Origin of the sequence: Microbacterium stercoris (genome assembly GCF_017592545.1) — a bacterium.
Lineage (GTDB): Bacteria > Actinomycetota > Actinomycetes > Actinomycetales > Microbacteriaceae > Microbacterium > Microbacterium stercoris.
In genome coordinates this window covers 813,328-834,663 of the sequence record NZ_JAGFOA010000001.1, presented here as the reverse complement: position 1 = coordinate 834,663, position 21,336 = coordinate 813,328, and the positions used below count along the sequence as shown (strand labels likewise).

Annotated in this window: 21 protein-coding genes; 10 read left to right on the top strand and 11 right to left on the bottom strand. The window is 71.8% G+C overall.

Going from position 1 to position 21,336, the window contains the following annotated elements; all coding sequences use genetic code 11:
* Nucleotides 1-44: 44 nt before the first annotated feature.
* Nucleotides 45-1,094, bottom strand: coding sequence for a lipoate-protein ligase LplAB (gene lplAB / locus J5V96_RS03785; RefSeq protein WP_208500284.1), 1,050 nt, complete (start codon nucleotides 1,092-1,094; stop codon nucleotides 45-47).
* A 353-nt stretch (nucleotides 1,095-1,447) separates the two neighbouring features.
* Between lplAB and J5V96_RS03780 the strand changes: the two genes are divergently transcribed.
* Nucleotides 1,448-2,083, top strand: a complete 636-nt coding sequence (locus tag J5V96_RS03780; RefSeq protein WP_208500283.1) for a ThuA domain-containing protein — start codon at nucleotides 1,448-1,450, stop codon at nucleotides 2,081-2,083.
* Nucleotides 2,084-2,147: 64 nt separating this feature from the next.
* Complete coding sequence (locus tag J5V96_RS03775; protein ID WP_208500282.1) at nucleotides 2,148-3,095, top strand: nucleoside hydrolase; 948 nt, start codon at nucleotides 2,148-2,150, stop codon at nucleotides 3,093-3,095.
* 22 nt (nucleotides 3,096-3,117) lie between these two features.
* On the opposite strand, the gene J5V96_RS03770 is transcribed toward J5V96_RS03775, so the two are convergent.
* A complete protein-coding gene (locus J5V96_RS03770) occupies nucleotides 3,118-4,455 on the bottom strand; it encodes an MFS transporter (RefSeq protein ID WP_236014377.1) in 1,338 nt (445 codons plus the stop codon).
* Nucleotides 4,452-4,874 (bottom strand): MarR family winged helix-turn-helix transcriptional regulator, encoded by a 423-nt coding sequence (locus J5V96_RS03765; RefSeq protein WP_208500281.1) that lies wholly within the window; start codon nucleotides 4,872-4,874, stop codon nucleotides 4,452-4,454. Before J5V96_RS03765 ends, J5V96_RS03770 begins: the two co-directional genes overlap by 4 nt.
* 105 nt (nucleotides 4,875-4,979) lie before the next feature.
* Here J5V96_RS03765 and J5V96_RS03760 point away from each other — a divergent pair, with 105 nt between their 5' ends.
* The gene (locus J5V96_RS03760) at nucleotides 4,980-5,825 is read left to right on the top strand and encodes an alpha/beta fold hydrolase (RefSeq protein WP_208500280.1); all 846 of its coding nucleotides are present in this window, start codon (nucleotides 4,980-4,982) and stop codon (nucleotides 5,823-5,825) included.
* Nucleotides 5,826-6,735: 910 nt separating this feature from the next.
* Here J5V96_RS03760 and rocD read toward each other — a convergent pair.
* From rocD to J5V96_RS03735, 5 genes are all read right to left on the bottom strand, one after another.
* Nucleotides 6,736-7,911, bottom strand: coding sequence for an ornithine--oxo-acid transaminase (gene rocD, locus J5V96_RS03755; RefSeq protein ID WP_208500279.1), 1,176 nt, complete (start codon nucleotides 7,909-7,911; stop codon nucleotides 6,736-6,738).
* Nucleotides 7,908-8,747, bottom strand: coding sequence for a dimethylargininase (ddaH, locus tag J5V96_RS03750; protein WP_208500278.1), 840 nt, complete (start codon nucleotides 8,745-8,747; stop codon nucleotides 7,908-7,910). Before ddaH ends, rocD begins: the two co-directional genes overlap by 4 nt.
* A gap of 127 nt (nucleotides 8,748-8,874) precedes the next feature.
* Nucleotides 8,875-9,033 carry a hypothetical protein gene (locus J5V96_RS03745; protein WP_208500277.1) on the bottom strand — a complete coding sequence of 53 codons (159 nt, stop codon included), beginning with the start codon at nucleotides 9,031-9,033 and terminating at the stop codon, nucleotides 8,875-8,877.
* 214 nt (nucleotides 9,034-9,247) lie between these two features.
* Complete coding sequence (locus J5V96_RS03740) at nucleotides 9,248-9,559, bottom strand: hypothetical protein (RefSeq protein WP_208500276.1); 312 nt, start codon at nucleotides 9,557-9,559, stop codon at nucleotides 9,248-9,250.
* Nucleotides 9,560-9,594: 35 nt separating this feature from the next.
* The gene (locus J5V96_RS03735) at nucleotides 9,595-13,359 is read right to left on the bottom strand and encodes a proline dehydrogenase family protein (RefSeq protein WP_208500275.1); all 3,765 of its coding nucleotides are present in this window, start codon (nucleotides 13,357-13,359) and stop codon (nucleotides 9,595-9,597) included.
* A 125-nt stretch (nucleotides 13,360-13,484) separates the two neighbouring features.
* Here J5V96_RS03735 and J5V96_RS03730 point away from each other — a divergent pair, with 125 nt between their 5' ends.
* The 4 genes from J5V96_RS03730 to J5V96_RS03715 are packed head-to-tail and all read left to right on the top strand — an operon-like array spanning nucleotide 13,485 to nucleotide 15,842.
* Nucleotides 13,485-14,015 (top strand): DUF1990 domain-containing protein, encoded by a 531-nt coding sequence (locus tag J5V96_RS03730; protein ID WP_208500274.1) that lies wholly within the window; start codon nucleotides 13,485-13,487, stop codon nucleotides 14,013-14,015.
* A 47-nt stretch (nucleotides 14,016-14,062) separates the two neighbouring features.
* Nucleotides 14,063-14,719, top strand: coding sequence for a hypothetical protein (locus J5V96_RS03725; RefSeq protein ID WP_208500273.1), 657 nt, complete (start codon nucleotides 14,063-14,065; stop codon nucleotides 14,717-14,719).
* The gene (locus J5V96_RS03720; protein WP_208500272.1) at nucleotides 14,716-15,330 is read left to right on the top strand and encodes a hypothetical protein; all 615 of its coding nucleotides are present in this window, start codon (nucleotides 14,716-14,718) and stop codon (nucleotides 15,328-15,330) included. Before J5V96_RS03725 ends, J5V96_RS03720 begins: the two co-directional genes overlap by 4 nt.
* Nucleotides 15,327-15,842 carry a hypothetical protein gene (locus J5V96_RS03715; RefSeq protein WP_208500271.1) on the top strand — a complete coding sequence of 172 codons (516 nt, stop codon included), beginning with the start codon at nucleotides 15,327-15,329 and terminating at the stop codon, nucleotides 15,840-15,842. The genes J5V96_RS03720 and J5V96_RS03715 overlap by 4 nt, the downstream gene beginning before the upstream one ends.
* Here J5V96_RS03715 and J5V96_RS03710 read toward each other — a convergent pair.
* Complete coding sequence (locus J5V96_RS03710; protein WP_208500270.1) at nucleotides 15,829-17,094, bottom strand: hypothetical protein; 1,266 nt, start codon at nucleotides 17,092-17,094, stop codon at nucleotides 15,829-15,831. The two genes, J5V96_RS03715 and J5V96_RS03710, sit on opposite strands and share 14 nt — an antisense overlap.
* Nucleotides 17,095-17,210: 116 nt before the next feature.
* Between J5V96_RS03710 and J5V96_RS03705 the strand changes: the two genes are divergently transcribed.
* Both J5V96_RS03705 and J5V96_RS03700 read left to right on the top strand, forming a co-directional pair.
* Nucleotides 17,211-17,855, top strand: a complete 645-nt coding sequence (locus J5V96_RS03705; protein WP_208500269.1) for a hypothetical protein — start codon at nucleotides 17,211-17,213, stop codon at nucleotides 17,853-17,855.
* A complete protein-coding gene (locus J5V96_RS03700) occupies nucleotides 17,852-18,418 on the top strand; it encodes a hypothetical protein (protein ID WP_208500268.1) in 567 nt (188 codons plus the stop codon). The genes J5V96_RS03705 and J5V96_RS03700 overlap by 4 nt, the downstream gene beginning before the upstream one ends.
* Before the next feature lie 419 nt (nucleotides 18,419-18,837).
* Here the strand turns inward: J5V96_RS03700 and J5V96_RS03695 are convergent, their stop codons facing one another.
* Entirely contained in the window at nucleotides 18,838-20,136 is a 1,299-nt protein-coding gene (locus J5V96_RS03695; RefSeq protein ID WP_208500267.1) for a hypothetical protein, read from the bottom strand.
* Between the two features lie 10 nt (nucleotides 20,137-20,146).
* Nucleotides 20,147-20,716, bottom strand: a complete 570-nt coding sequence (locus J5V96_RS03690; protein ID WP_208500266.1) for a thioesterase family protein — start codon at nucleotides 20,714-20,716, stop codon at nucleotides 20,147-20,149.
* 111 nt (nucleotides 20,717-20,827) lie between these two features.
* Here J5V96_RS03690 and J5V96_RS03685 point away from each other — a divergent pair, with 111 nt between their 5' ends.
* Entirely contained in the window at nucleotides 20,828-21,334 is a 507-nt protein-coding gene (locus J5V96_RS03685; protein WP_208500265.1) for a GNAT family N-acetyltransferase, read from the top strand.
* Nucleotides 21,335-21,336 lie beyond the last annotated feature (2 nt).

Here is a 21,336-nt window from a genome sequence, read left to right as displayed (position 1 = left end):
CTCGCCGGACGCTCTCACGCTAGCGGGCGTGAGAGGGGCTCGGGTCAGGGAACGCGATGAAGCCACGCCTCCGTGGCGAACTTCGAGGCGACCAGCGCCTCGGCCTCGGCATATTCGTCGGGCGAGATCGATCCGATCGTCGCGCCCGTGAACTCCTGGAACGAGGCGATGAGACGGTCGATGATCTCGCGACGGGTCATCCCGGTCTGGCGACGGATCGGATCCACGCGCTTCGCCGCCGACGCGGTGCCCTTGTCGCTGAGCTTCTCGCGGCCGATGCGCAGCACCTGGGTCATCACTTCGCCGTCGATGTCGTAGCTCAGCGTCGCGTGATGCAGCACTCCGCCGTTGGCGAGCCGCTTCTGTGCGGCGCCGCCGATCTTGCCCGTCGGGCTCGCGATGTCGTTGAGGGGCTGGTAGGTCGCGTCGATGCCGAGCGAGCGCAGCGCGTGCAGCACCCAGTCGTCGAGGTATGCGTACGAGTCAGCGAAGGTCAGGCCGGCCACCAGCGACGCGGGCACGTGCAGCGAGTAGGTGATGATCTGCCCGGCGCCCATGAGCATCGCGCCGCCGCCCGAGATGCGGCGCACCACATCGAAGCCGTGCGCGGCCGCGCCCTCGGGATCGACCTCGTTGCGATACGACTGGAAGGATCCGATCGAGACGGCCGACTCGTCCCACTCCCAGATGCGCAGGGTGGGCTTGCGGCGCCCCTCGCCGACGCGCGCGGTGAGCACCTCGTCGAGGGCCAGGTTCATGTTCGGCGAGACGGCCGGATCATCGACCACCTCCCACTCGAAGTCGGTCCATGCGCTGGCGGTGACCAGCGCCCGGCGCACGGCGGTGCCCACCGACTCGGGCGTGAAGCCCAGCAGCTGCGCGCCCTCGGGCAGCGCACCGCGCACGGCGGCCGCGATGGTCGGCACGTCGGCCGTCTCGGGCAGGCCGTTCACGGCGGCGTTGATGTCCTGCAGCGCGTCGTCGGGCTCGAGGAAGAAGTCGCCCGCGAGGTGGAAATCGCTGATCCTGCCGTCGACCACCTCGAGGTCGACGACCACCAGCTTGCCCCCGGGGACCTTGTATTCACCGTGCATGGATCCAGCGTAGGCACCTCGCGGGCGCGCAGGGGCTTCGCCCCCTTGCTCGTCGAGCGAGCGAAGCGAGTCGAGACGCCCCAAGCCCACGCGCAGGCCCCCCGTCGCTCGTCGAGCGAGCGAAGCGAGTCGAGACGCCCGAAGCCCACGCGCGGGCTTGAGGCGTTTCGACTCCCGGCGCTCGCAGAGCTCGCTCTGGTCGCTCAACGAGCGGGGGCACCGCTCCCCGCGCTCGCAGGGCTCGCTCTGGTCGCTCAACGAGCGGGGGCACCGCTCTCGGCGCTCGCAGACGCTCTGCTCGCTCAACGAGCGGGGGCGGGGTGGTGTGGAATGGGGGCACGCCTCACATCGCCGTGATCGCCACCGCCGACGGCCGCTATCGCGACCCCTGGCACCCGTTCGACGAGACGACGCAGTGCCTACGCGAGATCCTCGAGGAACGCGGCTGCGAGATCCGGATCCTGCCCGTCGACGAGGCGCTGCAGGCGCTGGAGGGCGCCGACCTGCTGGTGGTCAACGCCGGCGACCCGTGGCGCGAGGGCGCTTTCGGGGCGCCGGAGGCGTCGGCGCGAGGGCTCGAGGCGGCGCTCGCACGCGGGATCGGGGTGCTCGCGGTGCACGCCGCGAGCGCGTCGCTGCGCGACTACGCCGCGTGGGCTGCGGCGATCGGGCGCGTGTGGCTGCCCGGGGGCGTGTCGATGCATCCGGAGATCGGCGAGACCACGCTGGAGTGGCATGACCATCCGCTCGCGGGCTCGGAGCCCCTGACGCTGTTCGACGAGCGCTACTCGTTCCTGCAGGCGGTGGGCGAGAGCGATGTCGTGGCGTCGCACGACCACGACGGCGTCACGCACCCGCTCGTCTGGACGCGCCGGCACGGCGCCGCCCGCGTCGCCGTCGACCTGCTCGGGCACAGCGCCCGCTCGTTCGAGGCGCCCGGGCATCGCGCTCTGGTCGGCCGTCTCATCGACTGGGCGATCGGCTCCTAGTCGCAAACCGCCGCCCGCCGGCGGCGACGCTCAGCGTTTCCTGACCACCAGACCCGGAGGACCCATGATCCCCGTCATCCTCGACGTCGACACGGGCATCGACGACGCCCTGGCCATCCTGTTCGCGCTCGCTCATCCCGAGCTCGACGTGCGCGCGATCACGTGCGTCGACGGCAACACCTCGCTCGACCAGGTCGTGGCCAACACGCTCGCGGTGCTCGATGCGGCCGGGGCCGACGAGATCCCGGTGGCCGCTGGCGCGCGCGAGCCGCTCATCGAGCTGTCCCGCGAGGCGGCATGGGTGCACGGCGCCGACGGCCTGGCCGAGACCCGCCTGCCCGCCAGCGCCCGGAAGCCCGTCGAAGTGCACGCCGTCGAGCTGCTGCGCCGCACCCTGGCGGACGCGCCGGAGCCCCTCACCCTCATCACGCTGGCGCCGATGACCAACATCGCCCTGCTGATCCGGATGCATCCCGAGGTCGTGCCCCGCATCGCCCGCATCGTTTTTATGGGCGGATCGGCCTCGCGCGGCAACGCGACGGCCGTCGCCGAGTTCAACGTGTGGCACGACCCCGAGGCCGCGTTCATCGTGCTGAACAGCGGCGTGCCCCTGACGATGTACGGCCTCGACGTGTTCGAGAGGGTGGTCGTGGATCCGGATCGGATCGCGCGGCTCCGTTCGTCGGAGCATCCGGCCGAGCAGCTGGCGGGCCGGCTTCTCGGCTACACCGCGGTGCATCCGGCCAGCGGCGAGACCTTCACGTACGCGATGATCGGCGACGCGGGCGCGGTGGCCGCGGTGGCGGCCCCCGAGCTGCTGCGCTTCGAGAACCTGCCCGCGCAGGTCGAGCTGGCGGGCGGCCACAGCCGCGGCCACCTCATCGTCGACCGTCGCGAGCCCGGTGAGGGCGACTACGTCGCCGCACGGCCCTGGCCCCGCGCCGACGTGGCCCTCGAGGTCGACGCGGAGGCGATGGTGGCGCTGTTCCTCGACACGCTGCGCCGGGTGTAGGCCTCGGGCCGCCGTCGCCTCGTCAGTCGAGCTTGATGGCGGAGGTCTGCGCCCCCTGATCGCTGAACTCCTCGGGCACGGCGACCGGGATGGGGCGCGTGATGATCTCGATCGGGCGGGTCTCGGCGAGCTCGAGGCCGAGGCGCGCGCCGGCGCGGCGGCGCAGGCGGCCCGAGGCGATGACCCAGGTGAGGCCGATGGCGCAGGCGGCCAGGCCCCCGACGGCTCCGAGCAGGATCGCCGCGCGCGGCCCGAACTCCGCGGCCACCCAGCCCACGAGCGGGGCGCCCAGCGGCGTGCCACCCATCAGCACTGCGACGTACAGCGCCAGCACGCGGCCGCGCACCGACGCGTCGGTGGTCGTCTGCACGTACCCGTTCGCCGTTGTCAGGGTGGTGACGACGGCGAATCCGACGAACACGAGGCACGCGGCGTACATCCAGTAGATCGGCATCAGCGCCGACAGGATCGACACGACCCCGAAGAATCCGGTCGCGAAGATCGCCACGCGCATCCGGGCCCGCGCGCGACGGGCCGCGAGCAGCGCGCCCACGAGGGATCCGATCGCGAGGATCGACGACAGCAGTCCGAAGCCGTCGGCCTGCTGACCGAACTCCAGCGCCATGGTCGAAGCGAAGATCGGGAAGTTCATGCCGAGGGCGCCGAGCAGGAAGACCATCGCGAAGATCACCTGCAGATCGGGACGGCGTGCGACGTAGCGGAAGCCGTCGGCGAGGCGCGAGCCGGCATCCGCCTTCTTGCGGGGGATGAGCTCGCCAGACCGGATCGCGACGAGCGCGCCAAGCATGCCGGCGAACGCGATCACGTTGATCAGGAACACCCAGCCCGTGCCCACGGCCACGATGAGCACGCCCGCGACGGCGGGGCCGATCATGCGCGCCCCGTTGAACGACGCGGCGTTGAGCGCCACCGCGTTGGAGGCGTTCTCGCGCGTGACCAGGTCGGAGACGAACGCCTGGCGCGCGGGGTTGTCGAAGGAGAGCACAAGGCCCGTCGCGAACGCGAAGCAGTACATCAGCGGAAGGGTCATCAGGCCGTTGAGCAGCAGCAGACCGATCGCGAGCGAGAACGCGAGCAGGGTCAGCTGGGTGATGACCAGGATGCGGCGTCGGTCGAAGCGATCGGTCACCCACCCCGACAGGCCCACGAGCAGCAGGGGCGGGCCGAACTGCAGCGCCATCGTGACGCCCATGGCGCCGGCGTCGTTGTCGGTGAGCTCGGTGAGCACCACCCAGCTCTGCGCGGTGGACTGCATCCACGAGCCGACGTTCGACACGAGCGCGCCGATGAACCAGACGCGGAAGTTGAACGACGCGAAGGAGCGGAACATCGCGCTCATCCGTCCACCACCTCCAGGATGATCCGGGCGGCGTGTCGGAGAGTGTCCCGATCTCCGCCGTCCAGACCGCTGAGGGCGCGGGCGAGCCACTCGTCGCGGCGCACGATGGTCTCGTCGACGACCGCGGCGCCCGCCTCGGTGATCGAGATGATCACCTTGCGCCGATCCTGCTCGTCGCGCTCGCGCGTGATGTAGCCCTCTTCCTCGAGGCAGTCGACGGTGCGGTTCATCGAGGGCGCGGTGACGCCCTCGCGCTCGGCGAGAGCGGTGAGCGTGCTCGGGCCGTGCCAGCGCAGCGCGCCCATCACGGCGAACTGCCCGTCGGTCACGGTCGCCACGGCGCGCTGCTGTCGCAGCCGCCTCGCCAGCCGGAAGGTCGCATGGCGGATCTCGGACGCGGCTTCGTGTAGGTCAGGCATACATCCTTAGTTTAGCTCATTAGTTTCGCTAAGGATGTGTTCTGCGCGAATGCCCAGCATGGAGATCGGCACCCGCTCGCGACGCCGCTCTGACAGGATCGGCGCATGCCGTCCTTCATCGACGATCACGGTGTCGAGATCTTCTACGACATCCACCCCGCCGCGCGCACACCGCGTGGCGTCGTCCAGCTGCTGCACGGCGTCGGCGAGCATGCCGGGCGCTACGGCGCGCTCATCGCGGCGCTCACCGACAGCGGCTTCATCGTCTACGCCGACGACCATCGCGGCCACGGCCGCACCGGCATGAAGCAGCACGGCGACGACGCGACGAAGCTCGGACGCCTCGGCATCGGCGGACACCGCGCCGCCGTCGCGGCCGTCGCGCGGTTCACGCGCCTCATCCGGGAAGAGCATCCGGATCTGCCCCTGCTGCTGCTCGGGCACTCCTGGGGCTCGTTCCTGTCGCAGAAGCTGTTCAACCTGCAGCCCGACGCGTACGACGCCGTCATCCTGAGCGGATCGTCGCTGCTCACGCCGTTCTCGCTCAATGCCAGGCCGCTGAACCGCCGCTGGAAGGGTGCGGACGCCACGGGCACCGAGTGGCTGTCATCGGATCTGACCGTCGGCAAGGCGTTCCTCGAGGATCCGCTGAACACCTCCACGCCGCTGCTGAAGCTCTTCGGCTTCCTCGACGCCTCGCGCCTGTACGGCCTGCCGCGCCGTCACCTGCCCGACGTGCCCGTGCTGCTGCTCGTCGGCGCGGACGATCCCGTGGGCGGCCCCCGCTCGGTGCGCAAACTCGAGAAGGCCTATCGCGAGCGCGGCGGCCTCACCGACGTCACCACGATCGTCTACCCGGGCGCCCGCCACGAGATCTTCAACGAGGTGCAGCAGGCCGAGGTGCGCGCCGATCTGCTCGGCTGGATCGACGCGCGCTTCGCCGACCGCTGACCCCCCGCCGCCCCGCCCGGGCCCCCGCTCGTTGAGCGACCAGAGCGAGCCCTGCGAGCGCCGGGAGTCGAAACGCCCAAGCCCCGCGAAAGCTCGACCCGTCTCGACGAACGAGGGCGCGGCCCCCCCGCTCGTTGAGCGACCAGAGCGAGCCCTGCGAGCGCCGGGAGTCGAAACGCCCAAGCCCCCGCGAGGGCGTGGAGCCCCCCGCTCGTTGAGCGACCAGAGCGAGCCCTGCGAGCGCCGGGAGTCGAAACGCCCAAGCCCCCGCGAGGGCCCGGCGCGTCTCGAGGGAGTGGAGCCCCGCGGGTTCAGCCCCCGCTCGTTGAGCGACCAGAGCGAGCCCCGCGAGCGCCGGGAGTCGAAACGCCCAAGCCCCCGCGAAAGCCCGGCGCGTCTTGAGGGAGTGGAGCCCTGCGAGCGCCGGGAGTCGAAACGCCCAAGCCCCCGCGAAAGCTCGGCGCGTCTCGACTCGGTCGTCCCTCCCTCGCTCGACGAACGAGGGGGTTTAGCCCCCGCTCGTTGAGCGACCAGGGCGAGCCCTGCGAGCGCCGGGAGTCGAAACGCCCAAGTCCCCGCGAGGGCCCAGCGCGTCTCGACTCGGTCGTCCCCCCCTCGCTCGACGAACGAGGGGGTTTAGCCCCCGCTCGTTGAGCGACCAGGGCGAGCCCTGCGAGCGCCGGAAGTCGAAACGCCCAAGTCCCCGCGAAAGCCCGGCGCGTCTCGACTCGGTCGTCCCTCCCTCGCTCGACGAACGAGGGGGTTCAGCCCCGCGAAAGCTCGGCGCGTCTCGACTCGGTCGTCCCTCCCTCGCTCGACGAACGAGGGGGTTCAGCCCCGCGAAAGCTCGGCCCGTCTCGACTCGGTCGTCCCTCCCTCGCTCGACGAACGAGGGGGTTCAGCCCCGGGATCAGCCCCGGATCGCCAGCTGCAGCTGCTCCAGCGCCCAGTCGAGCTCGGTCGCGCGCACAACCAGCGGAGGCGCGAGGCGCACGGTCTGGCCGTGCGTGTCCTTCGCGAGCACGCCGCGCGCCATCAGGCGCTCGGCCACCTCTCGGCCGGTGCCGTGCGAAGGGTCGACGTCGACGCCCGCCCAGAGACCGACCTGACGGAAGCCCGTGATGCCCTCGAGCGCCTCGAGGCGGGTGCGCAGGTGCTCGCCGAGCTGGGCCGAGCGCTCCTGGAACCGCCCGGTCTGCAGCAGCTCGACGACCTTGCGCCCCACCGCGGCGGCGAGCGGGTTGCCGCCGAACGTCGATCCGTGCTCGCCGGGACGGATGACCCCGAGCACGTCCTCGTCCGCCGCCACCGCAGACACCGGCAGGATGCCGCCGCCCAGGGCCTTGCCGAGCAGGTACATGTCGGGAACCACACCCTCGCGATCGCACGCGAACGTCGTGCCGACGCGGCCGAGGCCCGACTGGATCTCGTCGGCGATGAACAGCACGTTGCGCGCGGTCGCGAGGTCGCGGATCCGGCGCAGGTAGCCGTCCGCGGGGATGATCACGCCGCCCTCGCCCTGGATCGGCTCGATCAGGATGGCGGCGGTGTTCGGGGTGATCGCGGCCTCGATCGCGTCGGCGTCGCCGTACGGCACGGCCACGAAGCCCGGGGCGTACGGCCCGAAGTCGTCGCGCGCGGTCGGGTCGTCGCTGAAGCCCACGATCGTGGTGGTGCGGCCGTGGAAGTTGCCCAGCGCGACGATGATCTCCGCCTCGCCCGCGGGGATGCCCTTCACGCGGTAGCCCCACGCGCGGGCCACCTTGATGCCGGTCTCGACGGCCTCGGCGCCCGTGTTCATGGGCAGCACGAGGTCCTTGCCGCACAGCTCCGCGAGGGCATCGGCGAACGGCCCGAGCTGATCGTTGTGGAACGCGCGGCTCGTGAGCGTGAGGCGGCCCAGCTGATCCTGCGCGGCCTGCACGATCTCGGGGTGGCGGTGCCCGAAGTTCAGGGCCGAGTAGCCCGAGAGCATGTCGAGGTAGCGCTTGCCCTCGACATCGGTCACCCACGCGCCCTCGCCCTCCGCGATGACCACGGGAAGCGGGTGGTAGTTGTGGGCGACGTGCGCCTCGGCGATGCTCATTCCCGGGCCCCGCGCAGCTCGAGCGTGCAGCACTTGATGCCGCCGCCGCCGAGCAGCAGCTCCGACAGATCCACGAGCACGGGGTTGTAGCCGCGCTCGCGCAGCTGCGCCTCGAAGCCCTTGGCACGGGGCGAGATGATCACGTTGAGCCCGTCGCTGGCCGAGTTGAGGCCGAACACCGCGCCGTCCTCATCCGAGACCTGGATGGCGTTCGGGAAGCGACGCTGCAGCTCGGCCTGCGAGGCCTCGTCGAACGCGTGCGGCAGGTAGGCGATGCCCGGCTCCGCGCCCGGCTCGACGACCGGATCCAGGATCGCCAGGGCCGTGTCGAGGTGATAGAACCGCGGATCGATGAGCGTCAGGCTCACGACCTCGCGGCCGAAGATGCGGCCGACCTCGGCGTGGCTGTCGCCCGTGGAGCGGAATCCCGTGCCCGCGAGGATCACGTCGCCCGCGAGCAGGAAGTCGCCCTCCCCCTCGTTGACCTCTTCGGGCACCCGGGTGTCGAAGCCGTTCGCGCGGAACCAGTCGATGAACGCCGGCGACTCGCCCTGGCGCTCGACGTAGCGGAACTCGGGGCCGTAGGCGATGCCGTCGATCACGAATCCGCCGTTGGCCGTGTAGACCATGTCGGGGAACCCGGGCAGCGGATCGATCAGCTCGACCTCGTGGCCGAGGGCCAGATAGGTCTCGTAGAGCTTCTCCCACTGCGCCACGGCCTTGGCCGTGTCCGTCGGGTTGGCGGGCTCCATCCACGGGTTGATCGAGTAGCTCACCGTGAAGTGCTCGGGACGGCACATCAGGTAGCGGCGGTGATGGGCGATTCGGTCTGACATCTCGCTCCTCTTGCGAAGGTGCGGCGGACGCTGTCCACAGGCCCGGCGGAGCGAAGAGTTCGCCGGCGATCCGGGCACGCCGCGATCATTCTGCCATGCCGACGCCGCCCGGATCCGGGTGACATGCTCAGGCGCGGTTGCGCAGCTTCAGCGGGTTGGGCGTCGGCGGGTGCTCGCGGCGGCGCTGACGCGCCAGCATCAGCAGGGTCACCACCACAACCCCGGCGATGCCGAGCACCAGCGCGCTCAGCACGGCGACTCCCACCAGCAGCACCGTGATCTCCATGCCGCCCACGCTAGGCCCGCGGGCGGGCCCGGGGCTAGGCCCGCAGGCGAGGTCGCGGCGGGGCTCCGGGCGGGGGCCGGGGCCGGGGGCGGAAACGGAGGGGATCCCGGATCCGGAGGGCGCGGATCCGGGATCGCGCCCTCCGGATTCGAGATCCCCTCCGGATCCGGGCGGGCTAGATCACCTCCGCCGACCAGGCGCCCGGGTTGCCGAATCAATAGGCCGGGAAGGTGCGCGTCGGCAGGAGCCGACGACGGGGGCCGACACCTTGTACCGTGCGCTCCAGGGTCGCCTTCACGAACTCGAGCCCCTCGGAGCTGTAGTCCGGCTCCCATCCCCACCGCTCGCCCACATCCAGGATGAGCCACTCATCATCGGCGATGACCCCCACCGAAAGAGCGCCGAGCGTGCGCGGAGTCACGAGCATCTGAATGTGCCGGTCGTCCGATGGCCCCTCGAACTCCTCCAGTTCGACAGTCGCCCGATCTCCGACCAACGACCGCGCGTGCGCCACAAGCGCGCGCATGAGCTCGCGGCGCTCCTCTATCGGCTTCCTCACGGCTAGATGACCTCCGCCGACCAGGCGTCGGGGTTGCCGAAGCGGTGGGCGGTGATGGTGATCGACTGCTCGCGCAGGAACGGCAGCAGCTCGATGCGGCCCGCCGTGGTGACGTCGCCCGCGTAGACGGCGAGATCCGGATCGCCCTCCACACCCTCGGCGAGCAGGGTGCGCAGCGAGGCGAGCGCGTCGGGCGAGCCGACCAGGCGCACGCGGGTGGCGCGCCCGAGCGGGGCGATCTGCGAGCCCACCGACTCGGCGGACACGGCGGATTCGGCCGGGCGGCCGGCGACGCGCGACACCCACTCGGCGTCGGTCTCGACGTACACGGGGATGTCCAGCTCGCCGAGCACCCGGCGCACGTCGGCGGGGAGGCCGACCGGCGTGGAGAGGGCGAACTCGCCGCCCGCGCGCACGCCCGCGATCACCACGCGCAGCACCGACTGCCACGTGGCATCCCCCGTGGCGCGCACGGCCACCACCGTGGGGCGGTAGCGGAACAGGTTGCGCTCGACACCCAGCTGGGAGACGTCGCGCACCTGCCCGAACTCCTTCTCCCAGGCGATCGCGTCGGACAGCGCGGCCCGGCGCAGGAAGTCGAAGTCGTCGGCGGACACCGAGCGCTGCGCGGCCTCGAGCAGCGCGACGATGCGGGTGTCGAGTCCCCGCAGCGAGAGCGCGGCGCCCGAGGGGCCGCCGGACGAGGGACGCCAGGATCCGAGCCCGATCAGGTAGTTCGGGCCGCCGGCCTTCGCCCCGGCGCCGACCGATGAGCGCTTCCAGCCGCCGAACGGCTGCCGCTGCACGATCGCCCCGGTGATGCCGCGGTTCACGTAGAGGTTGCCCGCCTCCACCCGGTCGAGCCAGAGCGCCAGGTCGTCGGGCGACTGCGTGTAGAGGCCGGCGGTGAGGCCGTAGTCGACCGCGTTCTGCAGTTCGATCGCCCGCTCGAGCGTCGGCGCGTGCATGATGCCGAGCACCGGCCCGAAGAACTCCTCGCGGTGGAAGCGCGATCCGGGACGCACGCCGACGCGGATTCCGGGGGTCCAGAACCGTCCCTCCTCGTAGTCCCAGCCGAGGTCACCCAGGCGCCGAGGCTCGACGAGCCACTGCTCGCCCTCCCCGAGAGTCGTCAGCGCCCACTCGAGCTTGCCGCCCGGCTGCGGCACCTCGATCACGGGCCCGATCTCGGCCAGCGGATCGGACGGCGGCCCCATGCGCAGAGAGGTCGTCGCGTCGACGAGCTGCCGGGCGAACCGGCGCGACCGGCCGACGGGACCCACGAGGATCGCGAGGGATGCCGCCGAGCACTTCTGGCCGGCGTGTCCGAACGCGCTGCGCACGAGGTCGCCCGCCGCGAGGTCGAGGTCGGCGGTGGGTGTGACGATCATCGCGTTCTTGCCGCTGGTCTCGGCGAGCAGCGGGAGCTCGGGCCGCCAGCTGCGGAACAGCTTCGCCGTCTCCCACGCGCCGGTGAGGATGACCCGGTCGACCGCCTCGTGCGCGATCAGCTGGCGACCGAGGTCGCCCTCCGAGATGTCGACGAGCGCCAGCACGTCGCGCGGCACTCCGGCGGCCCACAGCGCCTCTGCCACAACGGCCGCGCACCGCCGAGCCTGGGGTGCGGGCTTGAACACCACACCGGATCCCGCGGCGAGTGCGGCGAGCACCCCTCCGGCCGGGATCGCGACGGGGAAGTTCCAGGGCGGCGCGACGACCGTGAGCTGCGACGGCTCGAAGACCGCACCGGGCACCCGGTCGAGCTCGCGCGCGGTGGCGGCGTAGTAGTTCGCGAAGTCGACGGCCTCGGAGACCTCGACATCGGCCTCCGCGAACACCTTCCCCGTCTCGGACGCGGCCACCTCGATGAGCTCGCCGCGCCGGGCCTCGAGGGCCCGCGCCGCCCGCTGCAGCACCGCGCTGCGGTCGGCGGCGGGCCTCCGGCCCCACTCGGCCCCGGCCCCGCGCACCCGCACGATGACCTCCTCGAGAGCGGTGGCCGAGGTGATCCGGGCCGCCTCGATGGTGGTGTCACCGGCCGTGGACGAGGGGATGCGGTCCAGGATCCGCCCGGCCCACTCCCGGTTGGCGGGGAGCGCCGGATCGGTGTCGGGGGCGTTCTGGAAGCCGGGTGCGCCCACGGCGCGCCCCACCTCGCGCTGCGAGAACACGGCGGTCTCGACGAAGTCGGGCGCCTGGGCGACCGCGCGCAGCTCGTCGGCCACGTCGAGGGCGACGGTGTCCTCGGCGGTCGCCAGGGCGGGCGTCGAGGAGCCGCGGCTCAGATCCATCACGGGGATGAGGCTGGTGACGTCGTCGTCCCAGTCGTCGCGCGATGCGAGCTCGCCGGAGGACGGCGCGTCGCGGCGATCCTGCATCCGGTTGGGGCCGACCGGCAGCGAGGGATCCGCCGCGCGCGCCACCGACGCGAGGAACCGGTCGCGCTCGCGCGTGAACAGTGACGGCCGCGTGGCCATCTCGAACGCGGCCGAGAGGAAGTTCTCGGAGGAGGCGGCCTCGTCGAGGCGGCGCACGAGGTAGCTGATGGCCACGTCGAACTCTCCGGGAGCGACCACCGGCACGTACAGCAGCACGTGGCCGACATCGCGGGCGACCGCCTCGACCTGGCCCTGCGCCATGCCGAGCAGCATCTCGAACTCGATGCCCTCGCGCGCACCGCGCTCGCCGGCGAGCAGCCAGGCGTAGGCGATGTCGAAGAGGTTGTGCCCGGCGACGCCCACGTTCACGGCGGCGACGCGATCCGGTCGCAGCGCGTAGTCCAGGCAGCGCAGGTAGGACGCGTCGCTGTCGCGCTTGGACGCGTGGGTCGCGAGCGGCCAGCCGTGCATCGCGGCGTCGACCTTCTCCATCGCGAGGTTCGCGCCCTTCACGAGGCGCACCTTGATGGGCGCCCCGCCGTCCTCGACGCGGGCGCGGGCCCAATCGGTGAGGCCCTCCAGCGCCGGGAGCGCATCGGGCAGGTAGGCCTGCAGCACGATGCCGCCGCGGTAGCCCTCGAGCTCGGGTTCGGCGAGCAGCCGCTGGAACACCGCGATCGTGAGGTGCAGGTCGCGGTACTCCTCCATGTCGAGGTTCAGGAAGGTGCCGTGACGCGCCGCCGACCGGTACAGCGGACGCAGCCGTTCGACCACCATGTCGACCGTCTCGTCGAACGCCCACATCGACAGGTGGCTGGCGATCGCCGACACCTTGACCGACACGTAGTCGACGTCGTCGCGCTCGACGAGCACCCGGATGCCCTCGAGCCGCCGCTGCGCCTCCTCCTCACCCAGCACGGCCTCGCCGAGCAGGTTGAGGTTGAGCCGCGCGCCGCCCTCCCGCAGCTTCGCGATCGCCGGGCCGAGCTTCTCGGGCCGCGCGTCGACGATGAGGTGGCCCACCATCTCGCGCAGCACGCGCCGGGCGATGGGCACCGTCGGGAGGGGCAGGATCGGCGCCACGGCGCCGCCCGCCTTCACCGCCAGGCGCATCCACCCCGGCAGGAACCCGGGCACGAGGGGAGCCACCCGCTGCAGGTTCGCCGCGGCGGCGCCCGGACTCTCGGGGCGCATCACCCCGTCGACGAATCCGAGCGTGAACGGCAGCCCCTGAGGATCCTGCAGCACGTCGGCGAGGCGCTGGGCGGACGGATCCGCCTCCGCGCTCGCGGCTTCGGTCACCCAGCGCTGGGCGAGGGACACGGCGGCCTCCACGAGGTGGGCGGAGGCGGCCTCATCCGAGGGAATCGGGTCGAGATCGTCGGCCATGGCCACAGCCTAGGTTCGGCGCACGAGTTCGCGGCAGAACGCGAGGCGATATCCCAGCGAGGCATGTCGCGGGCGGGGTTCGCCTGCCCGTCGCCCGTGCACGAGGACGCTGACAAGATGGGCGCATGCGAACGGGGGACGCCTTCACCTACGAGGAGATCGGGGCCACGCGGCGCGACGATCTCGTGGAGCGCCCGCCGCGCGGCTATCGCGCGATCGACCGCCGCGTGCGCCTGGGCGAGGGCGACGACCTCTGGCGCGCCGCGGGCGACGCTGTGGTGACCTGGGACATCCAGCGGCGATCCGGCATCCGCGTGTCCGCGCCACACGGCGGCGAGCTGCGCCCCGATGACGTCGCGATCATGCGCATCGGCCTGTGGCCCCGGGATGTGCCCGCCCGCGTGGTGTACGTCGTCGACGAACCGCGGGCGCGCGGCTTCGCCTACGGCACGCTCCGGAGGCACCCCGAGCGAGGCGAGGAGCTGTTCCTCGTCGAGCGCGACGACGACGGATCCGTCTGGCTGCGCATCCGGGCGTTCTCGCGCCCGGCGAGCTGGCTGTTCTGGGCGAGCTACCCCGCCGTGCTGCTGATGCAGCGCATCTACACCGACCGCTACCTGCGGGCGCTGATGCCGGGGAGCGGGGGGCGCGCGTGAATGAGCCGGAGGGCTCCGTGCGCTCGCGCGGCAGGCGGGCGTGGAAGATGGCCCGGTCGTCCGGCGCCGCTCTTGCCACCAAGTTCGCGACTCCGCTGCTCATCGGCGGCGCGCTGCTTGCCACGGCCGGCTTCGGTGGGCTCGAGGAGGCGCCCGATGACGCCCCACAGGATCTTCCCGTGCTGGAGCCGGGCGAGGTGAGCCACGGTTCCCAGTTCGACGTGTCGCTGGGCCGCGCCGTGCTGATCGACGAGCTCGAGGGCGCCGGCACCTTCGTGGAGGAGGGCGAGCGCACCCTGGCCGTCACGGTGACCTTCACAAATGTCACGAACGAGCCGATCGCGAGCGACCTCTACCTCGACGAGACGATCCAGGTGGCGGCCCTGCCCGCCGATCGCATCCACGGCGGCGGACCCACCGAGCCGTCGATCGCCCGGCTCGACGACGCCACCGTCCGGCCCGTGCTGCAGCCGGGCATCCCGGTCGAGACGGTCGTGACGTGGCCGATCCCCGCCGATCTGCTCGCCGAGGGCGACACCCTGCGCGTGACGATCGGCGACGTGCCCTGGTACGAGCTGCAGTTCCTGGACTCGGAGGGCGGCTACTGGGACACCGAGGAGGCCGGCCCGATCGCCGTCGCCGACCTGGCCGTCGAGGACGTGGGCGCCGGTGCCGACGACACGGGCGAGGAGGACGCAGGATGACCATTCCGCCGCCACCGCGCCGCGTCTCGGCCGCACCCACCGCCACACGCTCCGGGGCCTGGCCGCGTATCGCGCCCTGGCTGATCGGCCTGGGTTCGGTGCTCGCGGCCTGGGGACTCACCCAGCTGACCCCGCCCGACTCGTGGGTTCGGCAGTCGTTCCCCGTGTCCGCCCAGATCGGCGAGCCCGCCGAAGGCAACAACCTCATCGTGACCGTGCGCGCGGTCGCAGGGGCATCCGAGCTCTCGGACGCGCACGCTTGGAGCGGCGAGGGCCCCTGGCTGCTCGTCACCTTCGACGCGCAGGCCACGGTTGAGGAGGCGGGCGCGTACCTGGAGCGGATCGAGCTCCACATCGGCGAGCGAACCTTCTCGCCGAGCGAGCGTCCCTCCTTCTCCTCGCCGGAGGAGCGCCTCGCCGCCGGGCTGCCTCACCGCGCCACCGCGGCCTTCGAGCTGCGCGAACAGGATCTGGGTCAGCGCGCGCGGCTCGAATTCGGCTACGACGACGTCAACGAGGAGCTCGACTCCGCGATCCTGCTCGACATCGACCTCGCCGAGATCTCCTTCGCGCAGAAGGCCGAGATCGCGGATCGGAGCTGGAGCGAATGAGCATCGGCACCTGGTTCCGCCGCAACGCACTTCCCCTGGGCGCCCTGCTCGTGCTGCTTCCCAGCGCGGTGATCGTCGTCGGCGGACAGGAGTGGATCACGTACTACGGGTATCGGCCCACGTCGCCGATCGAGGTGCCGGAGGGAGAATCGGCGACCTTCGGCGGAGCCGAGTTCGCCGGCGCGCGCCTCACGGACGAGACGAACGCGCACTTCGACGACGTGCCACCGGACGCGCGCCTGCTGGTCGCCCGGTTCGATCTGATCCCGGCCGACCAGCCCGACGGCTGCGAGGTGACGCTGCGCGAGGACGGTGGAGCCGGCCGACACTGGATCGCGCAGACCTACGGCTCGATCGAGGGCGACTTCGTGAGCTTCTGCGACAGCTCGAACGCCGATCCGCACGAGATCTCGGCGCCCTTCCTCGTGCCCGCCGACGCCGAGGGGCCGTTCTTCATCGAGGTGGTCGTGGCCGACGAGGCGCCGCGGTTCCTCCGCCTCAGCGTGCCGTGAGCTCCGGCCCGGCCGGGACATCCGCCGGCGCGGGCGCGGGCGCGCTGGGCTGCTGCGGCACGAGCTTCACCAGTGTCGCGTCGTAGGTGCCCGCGAGCAGCGCGATGAGCAGTGGCTGCAGCAGCAAGGCCGGGATCAGGAACAGCGCGTTCCCGATCGCGAACCAGAAGGTGTCGAAGTCGTGCGGACCGATCATGCGGGTCAGGGCGAACGTGAGCAGCGGATCCAGCAGGCGTACGATCGCGAACAGCAGCACGAACCCGCCGATGAGCGCGGGACCAGCGCGCCACATCAGGCGCACCGCGTAGGCGGTGGGCTCGAGGCGCGAGCGCAGGGACTTCTCGACTCGGCGCACGACCGAGTGGCTGCGTACGCGAGTGAAGCGCCCCTCGGTGAGATCGGGCATGTCGGCTTCGAGCGCGATCCGGTAGATCGCGCCGACCACCGCGAGCCAGGCGAGCGGCAGAAGCACGATCTGGCCGATCTGGCCGATCAGCCACGCGACGCCGTCCCACACCCAGATCGCGGGGGCGAAGACGGCGCCCAGCCACGTACGCACGTCGATGAACCACGCCCACGCGACGCGGCTGGACGCCCATGTCGAGAAGATGTTGGCCGCTTCCAGCAGCATCATGAGCGTCAGCACGACCCAGAGCGCCTCGAGGTAGGCGGTGAACGGCGAGATCCAGGGGTTGCTCTTCACCTTCTCGCGGCCAAGCGCCCACCGCAGGGCGAAGGCCAGCACGACGATGATCACCGACACGGGCGAGATGAGCACGGTGCCGATGACGAAGTCGTGCTGCGGGGCGCCCCCGATGGCCTCGCCGTCGCCGCCCACGAGCGCCACGACATCCACCTCGCTGCGGCGCTCGAGGGCACGCAAGGCGAAGCTGCGGCGGTCCTCGTCGAGGTAGCTGTACGCGGTGTAGAGCGCGACGAAGGGCACGATGCCGTCGCGCAGCGCACGCACGAACGAGGCGAACCGCTCGGCGCGGTCCTCGCTGCGCGGTGCGATGGCACCGAGGTGACGCAGGCCGTCTCGCAGCACCAGCAGCATCGCAACGTATGACACCAACTGAATCAGCGGCGCGAGCGGCAGCAGCAGCGCGCCGCCGATGTCGCTGGTGGCGCCGACGAACCCGGCCACCTGGATGGCGGCGTAGCGCCCGACGATGCCCACAAGGCACCAGGCCAGCAGCGCGGGCCAGTGGTCCCGCAGCAGCCGACCCGTGGTCACGAGGATGCCGAGCACCCGCTCACGATAGCGCCGACGGCACTCGCGCCCGGCGGGCACCTCTGCCGGGTGCGGCGGCCCGGGTACGGCGGTGTCGGGCCGGCGAGGCCGGGGGCCGCGAATAGGGTGGTGCCGTGTCTGTGGCGACGTGGAGGACGGCTCGGCGCATGCTCGCGCTGTGGTTTCGCCGCTCGCGCGTGCGACTCGCGACGATGGGGCGCGGGTTCTGGATCGCCGTCGGCGTGATCGCCGCCGCGGCCGGCGCGGTCGCGGTGCTGGGCGGCTTCGCCCCGGCACATCGCGAGGAGGCGCCTCTCGCGCAGCTCGAGCCCGGCGAGGCTCACGTCAACAAGCAGCTCTCGGCGACCGTGCTGTCGGCCGAGCTCACCGACGATCCGGATCTCTTCCTCGGCGACGACGAGCAGGCGCTCATCGTGCGGCTCGAGCTCGTCAACCCGTGGACCCAGCCGCTCAGCCCCGAGGACGCGATCAGCGAGGTCATGACCTTCGATCCGGTCCCAGAGCAGCGGCCGGATCGCGCCACGCGCGCCGACGGGGGCCCGCTCGGCTGGCTGCAGCCGGGTGTCGTGACGCCCGCCACGCTGCGCTGGGATGTGCCAGCCGGATCGGTCGAGCCCGGCTCGACGCTGCACGTCACGTTCTCGGACGGGCGGCTGCGGCAGCTCGAGGTGCTCGGCGACGAGTGGACCTGGGACGACCACACCCCGGTCGCCGAACTCGACGTGCCCGTCGACGACCGCACGGGGATGACCGAATGACCCGGCCGATGGTGTGGCTCGCGGCGATCGGCGTCGCGGCGGCGGCCTGCGTGCTCACTGCGGTGACGCCGCATCAGCACCTCGTCTACGGCACCCGCGCGGCGAGTCTGCCCTTCGACCTGCCCCTCGAGGTGGGCGGGGGCGCCGTGACCGGCCGCACGTTCAGCGCGTCGCTGCCGGAGGTGCGCCTCGCGAAGGCGATCGAGACCGACGAGGGCACAATCGAGGGCGACTACGTGATCGTCGACCTCGTGGCCGAGGCGACCGGCGCCGATCCGCGTGCCGCCTTCGGTCGCGTCGAGCTTCTCGTCGGCGCGCGCACCTACTACGCGGTCTCGCACATCGACGGCACGCTCGACGACACGAAGCTGCACGCCGGCCTGCCGCTGCGGGGAAGCGTGGTGTTCGAGATCGCGCCCGACGACCTCGACGCGCACGCCACCCTGCGCCTGGTACCCGACGTCGAGGAGGGCTTCGACGACCGGGTCGTGGCCGAGCTCGACCTGGGCGCGATCGAGGTGTCGCCGATGGAGCGCGTGGAGCGCGCAGCGTGGGCGTCGTGACCCGCGCACGGCAGGCCCTCGTGCTGACCGGGGTGGTGATCGCGGCCGCGGTCGTGCTCGGTTGGACGACCTGGGTGTCCTACGACCGCCAGGGCGGCGACGCGGTGCCCGCGCTGATCGACCCCACGGAGACGCCCACGGCGCACGGCGCGACCTGGGGCCCGGCCGAGGTCGGTGACCTCACCGGCCTGCGCGACCCCGACGATCCGCTCCCGACGGGCGCCCGCGTGCTCGAAGCGGTGGTGCCGTACGCGCCGACGGACGGTGAGCTGACGTGCCGGATCGAGTTCCTGGCGGAGGCTCCGAGCCGCGCCGTGATCGAGCACCGGCCGGGAGCCGTCGCACCGCGCTCCTGGTCGCCCGAGGTCGGCGCCATCTTCGACGAGGTCGAGCGCTCGGAGTCCTGCGCGGCCGAGTCGTCAGCCCCCGGAGAGCTGCGGGCGCTCTTCCTCGTGCCCGGCGACATCTCCGACGACCTGCTCGTCGCGGTCGACATCACGGGAGACGACGGGCGCGAGCAGCTGCGCTTCGTCGTCGACGGGCCCTCCTGATCCGGATCCGTCCTCTTCCGCCACGAGGGATCCGGGTGCGAAGCGGGCCACCGCCGCGTTGCAGGCCGCCGCGACGAGCGCGGTGAGCAGCGGGGTGACGATCAGCGTCGGGATGAGCGTGAGCGCCGGCAGCGCCGCGTGCAGCAGGCCCTCGCGTCCGTGTGGGCCGACGAGGCGCGAGGCCACCCACAGCACCACCGGCTCGAACAGGCCGACCAGCGCGTAGACGAGGCAGTACGTCGCGATGAGCAGCGGGCCGGTGCGGCGCATCAGGCGGAACGCGTCGCGCAGGGTGTCGGTCTGATCGACGACCTCGCCGACCACGGCGTCTCCGATCCTGCGGCCCGCCGAGACGCGGGCGCGCGGGGCGTCGTCGTCGGCGATGGCGCGGCCGTACACGGTCGCCGCGGCGAGCATCCAGGCGATGGGCACGAACAGCGCCTCGAAAAGGATCGCCACAACCGGCGAGATCGCGTCCCACACGACGGCCAGCGGCGCGGCCCACTCGGCCAGCGCCGCCCGGGCGTCGGTGAGCCACACGCCCACCTGGCGCCCCTCGAGCCAGCCGCCGACGAGGCCGAGCGCGTCGTCGAACGCGTATTCGGTGAAGAACACCCACAGCACCTCGAGCAGCACGGCGACAGCCGCCAGCCACCACACGAGGCGCGACTGCGCGCGGCCCCAGGCGATCCGCAGCCCCAGGCAGACGACGATCACCGCGGCCGTGGGCAGGTTGAAGCCGATGACGCCCAGGTCGGGCGTCTCGCCGGTCGCGAGCCAGGTGCCCAGATGCGCGTCGCCCGCGAGCTCGATGTACGAACGCCAGTCCTGCTCGAGCAGGCCGCTCACGTAGTAGAAGACCGCGAAGGGGCCCGCGGCGCCGAGCACCGCGCGCAGGAACTCGCCGATTCCGGGCGGATGCGGATCCGCCAGCCCGTCGAGCTCGTCGCGCACCACCATGAGCATCGCGACGAACGCGATGAGCCGGATCAGCATCGCCAGCGCCACCACGAACACCGCGACCCAGGGGCTGAAGCCCGCCACCTGCGCGGCCGCGTGCAGGATCAGATCGCGCAGCACCACGCCGGCGATCCACCAGGAGAGCAGGGGCATCCACCGGTGCGACACGATGCGCCACACATCGGTGGCGATGCGCATGGCGAACATGCAGGTCAGGTTAGCGGGGACCATCCCAGTCGCTGGGCGCCGGGCGGCGGGTCGAGGGCAGGGCGACGTGCTCGGCCCACTCGTGCATCCAGCTCGGCACGACGGGAAGCTCCTCCGGCAGCTCGAGCGCGTCGAGCACGTCCTGGATCGGCACCGTGCCGCCCTTGCGGCTCAGCATGCGGGCCCGGATCGTCGCCGTCGCGTACACCTCACCGTTCACAACCGCGCGGTGCTCGAGGTACATCGCCCGGTCGTCGTGGCCGATCCACCTGCTCTGCAGCTCGAACCGCTGCCAGAGGTTCAGCGACCTGCGGAACGTGATCGTCTCGCTGCCGACGACCGGATACCAGCCGCGCTCTTCCAGCACCTCGAGCAGGCCCGTGCGCACCATCAGATCCCACCGCCCGAGGTCGAACAGCGACAGGTAGCGGCCGTTGTTCATGTGTCGCAGCAGGTCGATGTCGGTGGGCAGGGTGGTGATCCGGATGCGTCCCACCGCCGTGGCGGGGAGACGACCCTCGCGACGGCGGCGACGCCGGGCCACGGCCATCACGAGCAGGGTGCGCCAGAGAACGTTCACGGACGCCGATGCTGGCACGACCGGCCAGAGCACGGCGTCTTCGTTGTCACTCTCCGACAACGATCCCGCTCGATTTCCTCCGTGTCGAGCAGGGTGCGTAGGCTCTGCCCCATGGGGACCGAAACGCTCGATGATGTGCTGATCCGCCCGATCCGCGACGTGGATGCCGAGGCCATGGGCCGCGTGCACGCCCAGGTGTGGCACGAGACCTACGACGGGATCATCTCGACCGCGACGCTCGAGAACGTCTCGCCCCGCCGACTGGCGGAGCTGTGGACCCACTACGCCGACCAGGGCGACGAGATCCGCCACGCCGCCGCGCTCGTCAACGGCGAGATCATCGGCTTCGCCGCCTCCGGTCCGGCGCGCGACGCGGACGCCCCCGCCGCTCGCGAGTTCTACTTCGTGTACCTGCTCGATTCGTGGCACCGCAAGGGCATCGGCCGCAAGCTGTTCGACGCGGTCGTCGACGACGGCGAGCCGCTCTACCTCTGGCTGGCCGAGCAGTACCCGGGCGCGCGCACCTTCTACGAGAAGCGCGGCTTCCACGTCGACGGCAAGCGCGACGAGATCTTCCTCGGTGAGACGATCACCGAGGTGCGGTACGTCCGCCCCTGATC